This window comes from Salinivibrio sp. SS3 (assembly GCF_001722105.1).
Classification (GTDB): Bacteria; Pseudomonadota; Gammaproteobacteria; order Enterobacterales; family Vibrionaceae; genus Salinivibrio; species Salinivibrio kushneri.
This window is the reverse complement of sequence record NZ_MEBQ01000002.1, coordinates 1-14220: the sequence shown is the minus strand read 5'-3', so window position 1 is coordinate 14220 and position 14220 is coordinate 1. Positions and strand designations below refer to the sequence as shown.

Sequence of the window (14220 nt, the reverse complement as noted above, 5' to 3'; positions counted from 1 at the left end):
GCATAGCTCCTTTATGCGTAGGGGTTGCCCCCTGCTGTGTTTGCATCATGGATGAGGTGCGGCGCAATGCCGCGTCGACATAGCGTGCTATGCCGGTTGCAAACCTTCCGTGCTCATTCCCTTAAACTCTGGCATCAATGAGATAAGCTGACGGCTATATTCGTGTTGTGGGTTAGTAAACAGTTGCTCTGTCGGCGCCACTTCTAACAGCTGACCTTTACGCATCACACCAATGCGGTCACACATTTGTCGAATCACCGGCAGATCGTGACTGATAAACAACATGGTGAGATTGAGCTCGTCCTGCAGATCTTTAAGCAGGTTCAAAATCTGCGCTTGTACCGACACATCCAACGCCGATGTCGGCTCATCACAAATCAGTAAACGCGGACGCGTCGCCAATGCGCGAGCAATCGAAATACGCTGGCGTTGCCCCCCAGAGAACTCGTGCGGATATTTAATCCCTGCGCCGCGGCCTAAACCCACGTGGTCGAGCAAGTCGCCGACGATTTGGCGGATTTGAGACTCGCTTTCGGCCAAACGGTGAAAACGAATGGGCTCAGCGATAATGTCGTAAATCTTCATCCGTGGGTTCATGGATGAATACGGGTTTTGAAACACCATTTGCATTTGGCGACGAATAGGACGTCGGGCGCGTTCGTTTTTAATCGCGGTCAGATCGATATCTTCAAAAATGATTTGCCCCGTGTTGGGCGGATAAAGCCCGGTGATCGCGCGCGCAATGGTCGACTTTCCTGAGCCCGACTCACCAACAAGACCAAAGGTTTCCCCCTCAACCACGTCAAAGCTCACATGATCAGAGGCTTGGACGTATTCGCGGCGGCTCGCAAAGAGAGAATCCTTAGTAATAAAGCGCAAGGACACATCTTTCACCTGCAGTAGCGGACCGCTGTAAGCGCGCTGATCTTGGCTTTGCCCCAGCCAGTGATTCTTAACATCAAGCTCCAGGGTCTCACCGGCCTCCTCGATATAATTGACTAGCGGAAAGCGCTCTAACTTGATATCAGAGCGTGGCACCGCTGAAATAAGGCTTTGCGTGTAAGGGTGCTGAGGCTCACCTAACACTTGCTGGGTGGTGCCCAGCTCCACCAAATCACCACGATACATCACCGCGACACGGTCGGTCACGTTGGCGACCACGCCCATATCATGGGTGACCAGCATACAACCCACGTTTTTCTTTTGGCATAAATCGCGGATCAGGGTGAGAATCTGATCTTGAATGGACACATCCAATGCCGTGGTCGGCTCGTCGGCAATGATTAAATCCGGCTCCCCGGCCAGTGCAACCGCAATCACCACGCGCTGACGCATCCCGCCGGAAAACTGATGGGGGTATTGTTTGATGCGCAGCTCTGGCTCCGGGATCCCCACCTGCTCCATTAAATGAAGCGCGCGCTGATAGGCCTGTTGCTGGGTGACATTCAAGTTGGTCAAAATGGTTTCGGTCAGCTGTTGTTCGACCGTAAACAGCGGGTTCAGGGAGGTCATCGGGTCTTGAAAGATAAACCCAATTTTATCACCGCGTACTTTGCGCATTTCATTAGGGCTAAGACCGGAGATTTTTTTACCATCAAGGTACACATCGCCACTGGCAATGCGGCCCGGCGGGCTGAGCAAATCAATCACGGCATTACCCACCGTTGACTTACCCGCTCCAGACTCACCCACCACGCCAACAATCTCACCACGCTCAATCGTGAGTGACAATGACGTCACAGCGGCGTGAACGCCGTGGCGAGACGGGTACTCTATTCGTAGGTTATTTACTTCTAGCAGTGACATTTTTCATCCTTGATATCGTCCTCGATGACGATCGACTTCCTGACCAAAACAAGGTGATAGGATCTTGCCTCGGAGAGATGCGGATTTAATCTGGCAAACATTTCACAAAAAATCAACATCACAGCAGAAAATGCCATAATGACACAGTCGGCTCGAATATTCATTCACTTGGCTACGATTACGCACCCAAGCGTCAAACAAAAAATACACTTCATATCATAAAGATATAAGGTATTACGCTGTCCCCTGTTTTAAAGCAAATCGCGCATAGAATAAAGCAAAGTTATTTAACAGCGCGTAAACAATGATAGCGATAAACTCCAAAAAAGAAGCAATTAACAACTTAAATAATTAGTTAGTCAATTAAAGGTAGGTTTTTAAACCACTAATCAACAGGTATAGCAGTCACATCAAAAGGTGTGGTTTTTATTGCTAATTGGTGACTTTTTATCTATCAGAATCTTGATAGATCTCTAATTTCTGCATTTTATCCTCTCTCAAGGTCGCCGCGTAGGGAAAAGGCTCACCAACACGTACTCGGCAAAGCGATATAAAACCGCCCAACAGCAGTGACAATTTGAGGGGGGAGAGAAATGTCCAGAGGGGGGTGGGTGAAACGAAAAAACCCCAGCCGTTAGGCTAGGGTTTGTAATAGTGGTCGGTGAAGAGGGCTTCGATGGGGCGGCCTACCGCGCGACCGGGCTTCCGTTGGGCCGGCTTCCGGCCCCCGACCCTCGCTCTCCAACGAACAGGCATAAACAAAAAAACCCCAGCCGTTAGGCTAGGGTTTATAATAGTGGTCGGTGAAGAGGGATTCGAACCCCCGACCCTCTGGTCCCAAACCAGATGCGCTACCAAACTGCGCTATTCACCGACATATTCGCTGTTAGCGAAAATAATGGGGTGGCTGACGGGACTTGAACCCGCGACAACTGGAATCACAATCCAGGGCTCTACCAACTGAGCTACAGCCACCACTGATTTTTTGCCAATTTCCTTTATCCCCGGAATGGCGCGCCCGACAGGATTTGAACCTGTGACCTTTGGCTTCGGAGGCCAACACTCTATCCAACTGAGCTACGGGCGCTTGCCCCGTTGGCGGTGACGAATATTACGGATATCACCACCAGCCGTCTAGCACTTTTTTTAATTTTTTTACTGACTGGTCTCTTTTTCAACAAATTGCGTAGAAAACGTCAGTAAGGTCTCTACTATAACGGTTTAACGTAACAATCTAAAGCGCTATAATCACCTAATCTTTACACGGAGTTAACCCAGCAACGTTGGCAAATCCGTTAAGACGAGACTGACAGGCCGCAACCGAATCACCCTTGATTGATTCACCCCCTTAGGTTGGCGGCAAATAAGATAAAAAAGGCGTTAAGCCACCAGTAATGTGGGAGTGTCATTGTGAGCGCAAAGGGAAAAAGTCTAGGTCAAATTATGGTTGCCACTGTGGCGGCCCTGTTGTTTGCTTCTGCTGCGCAAGCGCTAGAAGTGTCTGAGCAAGAAAAAGCCGCCATCGCCGAACGCATTGCCCCGGTTGGTGATGTGTATATTGACGGCGAAGCGCCAACGCAAACCGCCGCCGCAGAGCCAAGTGGCCCACGCAGCGGCGAGCAGGTCTACAATACCTACTGCACCGCCTGTCATGGTACAGGGGCGGCGGGTGCTCCGAAAATGGGCGATGCTGCTGCATGGGGCCCACGTGTCGATAAAGGCATGGAGACCCTCACCAAACATGCCATCAACGGCTTTAATGGCATGCCGGCTAAAGGGACCTGTATGGATTGTTCGGATGATGAAATAGTGGCAGCCATCGAGCATATGCTCGACGCACTTTAATACCGCGGCGCATTGCCAACGTGACAATAACGCCGCCTTTGCGGCGTTATTTGTTTTTATCCAGCATGGCTTTTAGGTTGGCGATCGCGGCTTGCCCTTTCTCCATCCGCTCTTCTTGTGAAACAGGCTTTCTTTGCGACTCCCACTCCACATCGTCAAAAGGAAGCTCCTCCAGGAAGCGGCTTTGCTGAGGTTTAATCACTTCACCAAATTGACGCCGCTCTTTACACACTACAAAGGTCAACGCCTTTTGCGCGCGAGTCAGTCCGACATAAGCCAAACGCCGCTCTTCATCGATGTTGTCTTCATCAATGCTCGACTGATGCGGCAATAAGCCTTCTTCCATGCCAATCAGGTAGACATAAGGAAATTCGAGCCCTTTGGAGGCATGCAAGGTCATCAACTGGACTTGGTCTGCGTCATCATCGTCTTCGCCCCGCTCCATCATGTCACGTAGGGTAAGGCGCTGAACCACTTCTCTTAGCGTTCGTTCCACCTGATCGGGGTTGTCACCTTCTAAGTCGGCGACAATCCAACTGTAAAGCTGTGAGACGTTTTTCATCCGCATTTCTGCGACTTTGGGGCTTGAAGAGCTTTCGTACAGCCACTCTTCGTAGTGAATGTCACGCAAAAGCGCCCTCACTGCCGCCACGGTATCGCCTCGCTCGGCTTGATCGGATAATTCCACCACCCAGCGGGTAAACGCTTGTAGCGACGCCAAACCACGTCCTGATAAATGTTGGCTGAGCCCGAGCTCAAAGCTTGCCGCAAACAAGCTCTTTCCCCGCTGGTTGGCATAACTACCGAGCTTTTCTAGCGTCACTGGGCCAATTTCACGTCGTGGTGTGTTAACCACCCGCAAGAACGCGTTGTCGTCATCGGGGTTAGTGAGCAGGCGCAGATAGGCCATGATGTCCTTGATTTCTGCACGTGAGAAAAACGAGGTACCACCGGAGATCTTGTAAGGAATGCGGTTTTGCATCAGCGCTTTTTCGATCAAGCGTGATTGGTGGTTTCCGCGATAAAGGATGGCGTAGTCTTTGTATTGGGTGCGCCCCAAAAAACGATGACCTATCAGCTCGCCGACCACGCGCTCCGCCTCATGTTCTTCATTGTTCGCGGTCAGTACTTTGAGCATGTCGCCATCAGGCAAAGCAGAAAATAAGGTCTTTTCGAATACATGAGGGTTATTGGCAATCAAGATATTCGCGGCGCGCAGAATGCGACTGGTTGAGCGGTAGTTTTGCTCCAGTTTCACCACATGCAAACGCGGAAAGTCTTGCTGCAGATACACCAGGTTTTTCGGCTGAGCCCCTCGCCACGAGTAAATCGACTGATCGTCATCCCCGACCACGGTAAAGCGTGCACGCTCACCCACTAGCAGCTTCACTAACTGATATTGACTGGTATTGGTATCTTGATATTCATCGACCAATAAATAACGAATGCGCGCTTGCCAGCGCTCACGTACAGCTTGGTTTTGGCTAAGCAGCGCGACTGGCATCAAAATGAGATCATCAAAATCCAGCGCATTATACGCACGCATTTGTTTTTGGTAGCGCGCATAGCAGGCGGCAAACAGTTGATCACGCTCGCCTTGCGCCTGAGCCAGTGCTTCATCCGGCCCCAACATGGCATTTTTCCAATTGGAAATGGTATGCACCAACTGCCGTAGCAAATCTTTGTCGTTGTCCAACTCTTGTTCGGTCAGGGCTTTTAACAAAGCTAATTGGTCTTGATCGTCAAATAGCGAAAAGCCCGCCTTGAGCCCCAAGGTTTTGTACTCGCGACGAATGATATTGAGGCCCAAGGTATGAAAGGTCGACACCATCAAACCACGCGACTCTTGCTTGCCTAAACCTTGTGCTACCCGCTCTTTCATCTCGCGAGCCGCTTTGTTGGTAAAAGTGACCGCGGCGATATGACGTGCTTTATAGCCGCACTGCTGAACCAAATAGGCGATTTTGTGCGTAATCACCCGTGTTTTGCCCGACCCTGCTCCGGCCAAAACCAGGCAAGGTCCAGAGATATGTCGGACGGCATCGGATTGCGCGGGGTTAAGTTTCATGGTGACAACACCTCATCAGTGGCTGAATGAGCATTGTAGAGCGAATCCGACTGATGTCTATCTCACCGCAGCAGAGTGCATTTTGCTTGCTACACTTTATGCTTGTCATTTGCGCGAAAAACGCTCTAAAATGAATGAACGTTCATTCATTGCTTGGTGCATTATTCATGGACAAACGTACACAAATCTTTGCCGCGACCGAGCAATTAATCGCGACGGTTGGGCTCGACAAAGTCTCAATGCAACAAGTGGCGATACAAGCACGGGTCGCAACAGGGACCATTTATCGCTATTTCAAAGATAAGGATGACTTGCTTCGCCAACTGTCTTCGCACCTGATGATGCAATGTGCAACCCATATCCAGCAAGGGGTCAAGGATGAACCGACACTCAAACGTCAGTTTGAACGCTTGTGGCGCAATACGTGGACCATGATGCTACAACGCGATCATCTTTTATTGTCTCGTGACCAGTTTGATGCCCTGCCACGCGATGATCAGTCTCATACTCAGCAAGAGCGAGAAGCCTTCTCCGATCTTTATCTGGTCTTTCAAGAAGGTAAGCAACAAGGCGTGCTCAAGCCCCTCGATGATGAGGTGTTAATCACCTTGGGACTCGAACCCGCTTTTTGTTTAGCTCGCAAACAGGTTCGGGGTGTTATAACCCTGGACAGTCATGCTATCGCAGATGCGATCCACGCTTGCTGGGATGCAATTTCTCTTCACTAACGACGTTCGGAGCTTACTTCGATGAAAAAATGGTTTTTCTTTATGGTTATCCTCGCGCTGCTGCTGTTTGGCAGTGTGATTGGCTTTAACCTGTTCAAGCAGCAAAAAGTTGCAGAGTATATGGCAAACATGCCAGAGCCCACCCACCCAGTCACCGCGGTGACGGTTGAGGCTGAGCCTTGGACACCAACGCTTGACGCCATTGGGTTTATTGAGCCTAACCAAGGGATCACCTTAACCACCCAAATTGCCGGTGTCGTCGATGTGATTAATTTTGAGTCTGGCCAAACCGTTGAGCGTGGACAAAACCTGGTCGAGCTCGACTCGAGTGTTGAAAAAGCCAATTTAGCCAGCACCCAAGCGCGCCTACCGGCGGCGGAAGCCAAGTTTAAACGCTACCAAGGCCTGTTTGCTAAAGGCTCTATCTCTAAAGAAGCGCTGGATGAAGCCGAGGCCAATTATCGCTCGCTACAAGCTGACATCAATGCGCTGAAAGCCACCATTGCCCGTCGTAATATCCAAGCTCCCTTCGATGGTGTGATTGGTTTGCGTGATGTTTTCTTAGGTGAATACTTACAACCCGGTACGGACATTGCCCGCCTCGAGGACACCTCGGTGATGAAGCTGCGCTTTACCGTGCCACAAACGGATATTTCCAAAATCCGTTTAAGCCAGCCGTTACGCATTACTGTCGACGCGTATCCTGAAAAGGAATTTATCGGCTCTATCAGTGCCATTGAGCCTGCAGTCAACAGCCAGAGCGGCCTGATTAAAGTGGAAGCCAATATCCCCAACAACGACGGCCAGTTGCGCTCAGGGATGTTTGCCCGCGCCGATATCGTCTTACCGACCATTGAAGAGCAAATCGTGATTGATCAAACCGCGATTAACTTCAATTTGTACGGAGAAAGCGTCTACGTCATCCGCGAAGAGGAAGGAGAAAAACGCGCTTATCAGCAAGTACTCAAGGTCGGTGAACGTCGTGGCCATCAAGCGCGTGTTATCGAAGGTCTGCAACCTGGCGATCAGGTCGTCACCTCCGGCCAAGTGCGGTTAAGCAATGGCTCCAAAGTGAAAATCGTCGAAAACGACGCTCTCACACCACCAGAACAATTACCTCAATTGTAAGACGAGGATGTGATGCGCTTTACTGATATTTTTATCCGGCGCCCCGTGCTAGCCGCGTCAATCAGTATTCTGATTGCGCTGCTCGGCCTGCAATCTTTATTTAAGATGCAAGTCAGGGAATACCCGGAGATGACCAATACCGTGGTCACCATCACAACCAGCTATTATGGCGCCAGTGCCGACTTGATTCAGGGCTTCATCACGACGCCACTCGAACAAGCCGTGGCCCAAGCTGATAATATTGATTTTATGACCTCAGAGTCGGTACTTGGCTCCTCGACCATTACGGTCAACATGAAGCTCAATACCGACCCTAACGCCGCCTTGGCCGATATTCTTGCCAAGGTAAACTCGGTGCGTGCTCAGCTTCCTGCCGAGGCGGAAGATCCATCGGTATCCATGTCGACCGGTTCCACCACCGCTGTCATGTATATTGGCTTTACCTCGCCCGAACTCGACTCCAGTCAGATCACTGACTACCTCGATCGCGTGGTCAAGCCTCAGCTATTTACCGTGGATGGTGTCTCCAAAATCGACCTTTACGGCGGGGTGAAGTATGGCCTTCGCGTGTGGCTCGATCCTGAGAAAATGGCGGCGTTTAAATTAGCGGCCACCGACGTGATGTCCGTGCTCGATGCCAACAACTACCAGTCAGCCACTGGTCAGGCGATTGGTACCTTTATGATCTATAACGGTAGCGCCGATACTCAGGTGTCCACGCCCGAAGAGCTGCGTAATTTGGTGGTTGATACCCAAGATGGCCGCGTCGTACGCCTCGGAGACATCGCTAAGGTCTCACTCGAGAAAAGCCATGATCGGGTACGTGCACTGGCTAATGGCTCTGAAGCGGTTGTCGCCGCGATCAATGCCACCCCGTCGGCTAACCCCATCAATATTGCCGCTGACGTCATGGATATGTTGCCGGAAGTTGAGCGCAACATGCCAAGCAATATCGAGATGAATGTGCTGTATGACTCATCCAATGCAATCAATGAGTCCATCAATGAGGTCATCAAAACCATCATTGAAGCGGCGCTGATCGTATTGGTGGTGATTACCCTTTTCTTAGGTTCGTTCCGTGCGGTGATTATCCCCATTATTACCATCCCACTGTCCCTGATTGGTGTGGCGCTGGTGATGGAAATGATTGGCTTCTCGCTCAACTTGATGACCCTGCTGGCGATGGTGCTGGCTATCGGCTTGGTGGTCGACGATGCCATCGTGGTACTCGAGAACATCGACCGCCATATCAAGCTGGGAGAGTCCCCTTTCCGCGCGGCCATTATTGGTACACGGGAAATTGCCGTGCCGGTTATCTCCATGACACTAACATTGGCGGCGGTGTATGCCCCTATCGCGATGATGGGCGGGATCACCGGCTCGCTGTTTAAGGAGTTTGCGTTAACCCTTGCCGGGGCGGTGTTTGTCTCCGGGATTGTCGCGTTGACACTCTCACCAGTGATGTGTTCAACCATGCTGAAAGCTAACGCCAAGCCAAGTCGCTTTGAGCTTGCCGTGCACCGCTTCTTGGATGGCATGACCGACAAATATGCGCGCATCCTCAGTAAGGTGATGCAACGCCGTCCTGTGGTGGTGTCCTTTGCGGTGATCGTCTTTGCTTCTTTGCCTGTGCTATTTAACTTTATCCCCAGTGAGCTGGCGCCATCGGAAGATAAAGGCGTGGTGGTAATGATGGGGACGGCGCCCTCGACGGCTAACCTGGATTACATCCAAAACAGCATGGCGGAAGTGAACCAAAAGCTCGACGAACAACCAGAGGTGGCCTTTTCTCAGGTCTTTTCAGGGGTGCCGAAGTCGAATCAAGCCTTTGGTATCGCCTCACTGGTGCCTTGGAGTGAGCGGGAAGCCAGTCAGTCCGAAGTGGTAAAACGCATGGCTGACGAAGTGAAAGACATTCCGGGTATGAAGGTCACTACCTTTGAAATGCCAGAACTGCCCGGTGCCTCCTCCGGCTTGCCGATCCAGTTTGTGGTGACCACCCCGAATAATTTCGAAAGTCTCTACCAAGTGACCGCCGATATTATGTCCGAGGTACAATCTAGCCCGAATTTCGTCTATTCGGAGCTTAACCTCAATTTTGATTCGGCCACCATGAACATCAGCATTGATAAAGACAAAGCTGGGTCATATGGCGTGACCATGCGTGATATTGGCGCCACCATTGGCACCATGATGGCCGATGGCTACGTCAATCGTATCGACTTTGATGGCCGTTCATATGAGGTGATCCCGCAAGTTGAGCGTAAGTATCGCCTCAACCCTGAATCGATCGAGAACTACTACGTGCGTGCGGCCAATGGTGATTCCATTCCGCTGGGCTCGCTGATTGACATTGAAGTCACCGCGGAACCTCGCTCACTGCCGCACTTTAATCAGCTAAACGCTGCTACCATCAGTGCGGTATCTGCGCCCGGTGTCACCATGGGTACCGCAGTGGATTGGTTCGAGAGCAAGGCAGCAGAGTTGCCTAAAGGCTATCAGCACGATTACCTCGGTGAGTCGCGCCAATACGTGACAGAAGGCAGCGCGCTGTATGCCACCTTCTTGTTCGCCTTAGCGATCATTTATCTGGTACTGGCGATTCAGTTTGAATCCTTGCTCGACCCACTGGTGATCTTGGTCTCTGTGCCACTCGCGATTTGTGGGGCTTTGATTGCGCTCGCGTGGGGCCTGTCATCCATGAACATCTACTCACAAGTCGGGTTGATAACCTTGATAGGTCTGATTACTAAACACGGTATTCTGATCTGTGAGGTCGCCAAAGAGCAGCAACTGCATCATCAAGCCAGCCGAATGGACGCAGTGAAAGAAGCGGCCAAGATTCGTCTGCGTCCGATCTTGATGACCACTGCCGCGATGATTGCAGGCCTCATCCCGCTAATGTTTGCCACCGGCGCAGGCGCCGAGCAACGCTTTAGCATCGGGATTGTGATCGTAGCAGGTCTCGCTATCGGTACGTTATTCACGCTATTCGTTCTGCCAGTGATTTATACCTATCTGGCCAGCAAGCACAAACCACTGCCTGTGTTTGTCGAAGACGATGAACTTGATAAGCTCGATGAAGACTATCGCGCATCACACTAACCCAAAGGGCCTTCGGGCCCTTTTCTTTTATCATCCTTTCGACAAGCTGTGCGTATTTACATAGAATAAAGACAGTTAATAAAGGAGTATTCCATGTTTGACCCCAAAAAACTTGAGCAAATGGCCAAGCAAATTCACGACGCCATGCCTCAGCCTGTTAAAGAGTTAGGCACGGATATGGAAGGCCGTGTGCGCCAAGCCATCCAAGGCCAGCTGACTAAGCTGGATGTAGTAAGCCGTGAGGAGTTTGATGTACAAACCCAGGTGTTACTGCGCACCCGTCAAAAGCTCACCGAGCTTGAAGCCAAGCTGGAAGCCATGGAAGTAAAAGTGGGTCAGTCGACAGATAACCAAGAATAACCCTCGCAGATATAAAAAAGCCTGACCCTCAGGCCAGGCTTCTCTTCCGCGTTATCTCAAACGATCCGCGTTATTATTTGTCGAGCGCAATTTGCTTCATATCGGTCATATAGCCGCGCAATTCCTCGCCGATATACTCAATCGGGTGGTTGCGGATACGGTCATTGACCTCGATTAAGGTGGCATTGTCAACCTGGTTCGAGGTTTCTCCGAGTCCTTTACCAATCACATCTGCACCCACTGTTGGCATAAAGTGTTCGCGCAACAGCGGTGTCGCCACGTTTGCGAATAAGTAGTTGCCGTACTCAGCCGTATCGGAAATGACCACGTTCATTTCGTACAAGCGCTTACGCGCAATAGTATTGGCAATCAAAGGCAATTCATGCAATGACTCGTAATACGCTGATTCTTCGATAATGCCAGATGACACCATGACTTCAAAAGCAAGCTCGACCCCTGCACGCACCATAGCTACCATCAAAATGCCGTTATCAAAGAATTCCTGCTCACTGATGCTTACATCCGACTCGGGATAGTTTTCAAACGCGGTCTGTGCGGTTTCTTCACGCCATGTGAACAGATCTTTATCGCCGTTTTCCCAATCGGCCATCATGGTCGCGGAGAAATGGCCAGCGATGATGTCATCCATATGTTTGTTATATAGAGGACGCATCAGTTCTTTAAGCGACTCCGACAACTCAAAGGCTTTGATTTTCGCTGGATTGGATAAGCGATCCATCATGTGAGTGATGCCACCGAACTTTAGCGCTTCAGTAATGGTTTCCCAGCCATACTGAATCAATTTACCCGCATAACCTGGATCAACACCTTCTGCGATCATTTTCTCATAGCAAACGACCGAGCCTGCCTGCAGCATGCCACACAGGATGGTTTGTTCGCCCATCAGATCGGATTTCACTTCTGCCACGAATGAAGAGGCAAGTACGCCAGCACGGTGGCCACCGGTTGCAGCTGCCCACGCTTTCGCAATCTCAAAGCCTTCACCTTTAGGATCATTTTCTGGATGGACAGCGATCAGCGTCGGCACACCAAAGCCGCGTTTATATTCTTCACGCACCTCGGTACCCGGACACTTAGGCGCCACCATAACCACAGTAATGTCTTCACGGATACGCTGACCGACTTCGACAATATTAAAACCATGTGAGTAACCGAGCGCGGCGCCCTCTTTCATCAGTGGCATCACGGTTTCGACGACGTTGGAGTGCTGTTTATCTGGTGTAAGGTTAATCACCAAGTCTGCCTGTGGGATCAAATCTTGGTAGCTACCCACTTCAAACCCATGCTCAACCGCGTTCTGATAAGAAGGGCGCTTTTCATCAATGGCAGCCTGTCGCAGTGCATAAGCCACATCAAGACCCGAGTCGCGCATGTTTAAGCCTTGGTTGAGCCCTTGCGCACCACAGCCGACAATCACCACTTTTTTACCTTTGAGAAATTCGGCCTCGATGGCAAATTCGTCACGATCCATAAATCGGCATACGCCTAATTGTTCCAATTGTTGACGCAAATTCAGGGTATTAAAGTAGTTCGCCATGGGGTGCTCCATTGATTCAAATCCGTGATTGGGTGTGTTTTCACCGAGTATTTTTGATACTACCCTAACCACTATATTGCCTAAAGTGATATATTCACAACATAACATTGCAATTACAGCAACAATAAAATCATGAATGCAAAGCAACTCACGGGCTTTCTCCACCTCTGTGACACCAAAAGCTATACCCGGGCCGCACAGGCAATGCACGTCAGCCCTTCTGCGCTGAGCCGAATCATCCAACGTCTTGAAGAAGATATTGGGCAGCCGCTATTTATTCGTACCAATAAAGCGGTCGACCTCACCCCGGCGGGTAAAACGCTGCTGCCCGTTGCACGCGATATTCTGCAGCTTTGGCACACCACCAAAGCCAGTATCAATGAACATGCCTCTTTGCTCGGCGGTAAGCTCACGCTCTTTTGTTCGGTCACTGCAAGCTATAGCCATTTACCTGAGCTCCTCGCGCGGTTTTGTCAGCAATACCCAAACATCGAGCTACAACTGCTGACCGGTGATCCCGCCCAAGCAGAAGAGAAGGTGCAAGACAATAGCGCCGACATTGCCATTGCCGCTAAACCGAAACGCTTGTCATCCAGCTTGGTGTTTCAACCGATTGATACCGTGAGTTTATCGGTTATCGCACCGGCAATGGCCAGTAGTGGCATTGATTTGCAAGCCATTGATTGGCAGCACACACCTTTAATCTTGCCCGAAGCAGGAACAGCGCGCGAACTCGCTGATCAGTGGTTGGTCAGTAAAGGGATCGAGCCAAACGTCTATGCGCAAATAGCAGGCCACGAGGCGATTGTTAGTATGGTGGCATTGGGCTGTGGTATTGGTGTCGCGCCAGATGTAGTGATTGATAACAGCCCAGTAAAAGACAAGGTTGAGCGATTACGCCAAGAAATTGTGCAACCCCTCGAACTGGGCCTTTGTTGTAAAGCCTCCCGCGCTAAAGAGCCTTTACTCAACGCCCTACTCGACGTCATGCGATAAACACAAAAGCCCCAACACAATGATGCTGGGGCTTAAACGCAAAAAACCCCAGCTTTTCAGCTAGGGTTTTTAAGTAGTGGCGGAGTGGACGGGACTCGAACCCGCGACCCCCGGCGTGACAGGCCGGTATTCTAACCAACTGAACTACCACTCCGCACCAATTCTGTCTCATCAAAGTCTTACGCATATCTGCTTTGATGCTTAAATTTTTGCTAACTAAAGCCTAACAGTAAGCTCTAATTAGGTTATCTTGTTTGATGCGATGAGGATTTTGAATCGAGACGCGCAGTGTATGCCAATACATGAGCATCATCGTTATCAAAAGCATCGAGCAATCAGCAAGATAAGCGTTTTTGCCTTCAGATTTTTCCAAAAATCTGAAAACAAGAAAGCAAGCCTGGCGATGTCCTACTCTCACATGGGGAGACCCCACACTACCATCGGCGCTGCTTCGTTTCACTACTGAGTTCGGCATGGAGTCAGGTGGGTCCAAAGCGCTATGGTCGCCAAGCAAATTCGGTAATCTAGAAAGCTGTTCGTTCTCGCCACAATCAACTGGCTTTATTTTAAGTCCAACCCAAAACCGCTTGGGTGTTGTATGGTTAAGCCTCACGGGCCATTAGTAC

At 50.5% G+C, this 14220-nt stretch carries 9 protein-coding genes, 4 tRNA genes and 1 rRNA gene; 6 read left to right on the top strand and 8 right to left on the bottom strand.

Annotated features, from left to right (window positions below):
* Positions 1-87: 87 nt before the first annotated feature.
* From BGL48_RS00230 to BGL48_RS00215, 4 genes are all read right to left on the bottom strand, one after another.
* The gene (locus tag BGL48_RS00230) at positions 88-1806 is read right to left on the bottom strand and encodes an ABC transporter ATP-binding protein (RefSeq protein WP_069360757.1); all 1719 of its coding nucleotides are present in this window, start codon (positions 1804-1806) and stop codon (positions 88-90) included.
* A gap of 797 nt (positions 1807-2603) precedes the next feature.
* A tRNA-Pro gene (locus BGL48_RS00225) sits at positions 2604-2680 on the bottom strand.
* 25 nt (positions 2681-2705) lie between these two features.
* Positions 2706-2781, bottom strand: a tRNA-His gene (locus tag BGL48_RS00220).
* Between the two features lie 35 nt (positions 2782-2816).
* Positions 2817-2893 (bottom strand) — tRNA-Arg (locus BGL48_RS00215).
* A 323-nt stretch (positions 2894-3216) separates the two neighbouring features.
* Between BGL48_RS00215 and BGL48_RS00210 the strand changes: the two genes are divergently transcribed.
* Positions 3217-3651, top strand: a complete 435-nt coding sequence (locus BGL48_RS00210) for a c-type cytochrome (RefSeq protein ID WP_069360756.1) — start codon at positions 3217-3219, stop codon at positions 3649-3651.
* A gap of 46 nt (positions 3652-3697) precedes the next feature.
* Here the strand turns inward: BGL48_RS00210 and rep are convergent, their stop codons facing one another.
* Complete coding sequence (gene rep / locus BGL48_RS00205) at positions 3698-5719, bottom strand: DNA helicase Rep (RefSeq protein WP_069360755.1); 2022 nt, start codon at positions 5717-5719, stop codon at positions 3698-3700.
* A 167-nt stretch (positions 5720-5886) separates the two neighbouring features.
* Here rep and BGL48_RS00200 point away from each other — a divergent pair, with 167 nt between their 5' ends.
* The 4 genes from BGL48_RS00200 (at position 5887) to ubiK (ending at position 11040) form a co-directional block, all read left to right on the top strand.
* Positions 5887-6447 carry a TetR/AcrR family transcriptional regulator gene (locus BGL48_RS00200; protein WP_069360754.1) on the top strand — a complete coding sequence of 187 codons (561 nt, stop codon included), beginning with the start codon at positions 5887-5889 and terminating at the stop codon, positions 6445-6447.
* Positions 6448-6468: 21 nt separating this feature from the next.
* A complete protein-coding gene (locus BGL48_RS00195; protein WP_069360753.1) occupies positions 6469-7575 on the top strand; it encodes an efflux RND transporter periplasmic adaptor subunit in 1107 nt (368 codons plus the stop codon).
* Between the two features lie 12 nt (positions 7576-7587).
* Positions 7588-10680 carry a multidrug efflux RND transporter permease subunit gene (locus tag BGL48_RS00190; RefSeq protein WP_069360752.1) on the top strand — a complete coding sequence of 1031 codons (3093 nt, stop codon included), beginning with the start codon at positions 7588-7590 and terminating at the stop codon, positions 10678-10680.
* A 93-nt stretch (positions 10681-10773) separates the two neighbouring features.
* The gene (gene ubiK / locus BGL48_RS00185; protein ID WP_069360751.1) at positions 10774-11040 is read left to right on the top strand and encodes a ubiquinone biosynthesis accessory factor UbiK; all 267 of its coding nucleotides are present in this window, start codon (positions 10774-10776) and stop codon (positions 11038-11040) included.
* A gap of 73 nt (positions 11041-11113) precedes the next feature.
* Here ubiK and ilvC read toward each other — a convergent pair whose 3' ends face one another.
* Entirely contained in the window at positions 11114-12598 is a 1485-nt protein-coding gene (gene ilvC, locus BGL48_RS00180) for a ketol-acid reductoisomerase (RefSeq protein ID WP_069360750.1), read from the bottom strand.
* Between the two features lie 132 nt (positions 12599-12730).
* On the opposite strand from ilvC, the gene ilvY reads away from it, so the two are divergent.
* A complete protein-coding gene (gene ilvY, locus BGL48_RS00175) occupies positions 12731-13594 on the top strand; it encodes an HTH-type transcriptional activator IlvY (protein WP_069360749.1) in 864 nt (287 codons plus the stop codon).
* Between the two features lie 77 nt (positions 13595-13671).
* Here the strand turns inward: ilvY and BGL48_RS00170 are convergent.
* Positions 13672-13748 (bottom strand) — tRNA-Asp (locus BGL48_RS00170).
* A 241-nt stretch (positions 13749-13989) separates the two neighbouring features.
* A 5S ribosomal RNA gene (gene rrf, locus BGL48_RS00165) occupies positions 13990-14105 on the bottom strand.
* Positions 14106-14220: the final 115 nt, after the last annotated feature.

What these genes read in the sequence shown, in the direction of transcription:
- ilvY (WP_069360749.1), top strand. Translation starts at nt 12,731, where the DNA reads ATGAATGCAAAGCAACTCACGGGCTTTCTCCACCTCTGTGACACCAAA.
- BGL48_RS00230 (WP_069360757.1), bottom strand. Translation starts at nt 1,806, where the DNA reads ATGTCACTGCTAGAAGTAAATAACCTACGAATAGAGTACCCGTCTCGC.
- rep (WP_069360755.1), bottom strand. Translation starts at nt 5,719, where the DNA reads ATGAAACTTAACCCCGCGCAATCCGATGCCGTCCGACATATCTCTGGA.
- BGL48_RS00195 (WP_069360753.1), top strand. Translation starts at nt 6,469, where the DNA reads ATGAAAAAATGGTTTTTCTTTATGGTTATCCTCGCGCTGCTGCTGTTT.
- ilvC (WP_069360750.1), bottom strand. Translation starts at nt 12,598, where the DNA reads ATGGCGAACTACTTTAATACCCTGAATTTGCGTCAACAATTGGAACAA.
- ubiK (WP_069360751.1), top strand. Translation starts at nt 10,774, where the DNA reads ATGTTTGACCCCAAAAAACTTGAGCAAATGGCCAAGCAAATTCACGAC.
- BGL48_RS00200 (WP_069360754.1), top strand. Translation starts at nt 5,887, where the DNA reads ATGGACAAACGTACACAAATCTTTGCCGCGACCGAGCAATTAATCGCG.
- BGL48_RS00190 (WP_069360752.1), top strand. Translation starts at nt 7,588, where the DNA reads ATGCGCTTTACTGATATTTTTATCCGGCGCCCCGTGCTAGCCGCGTCA.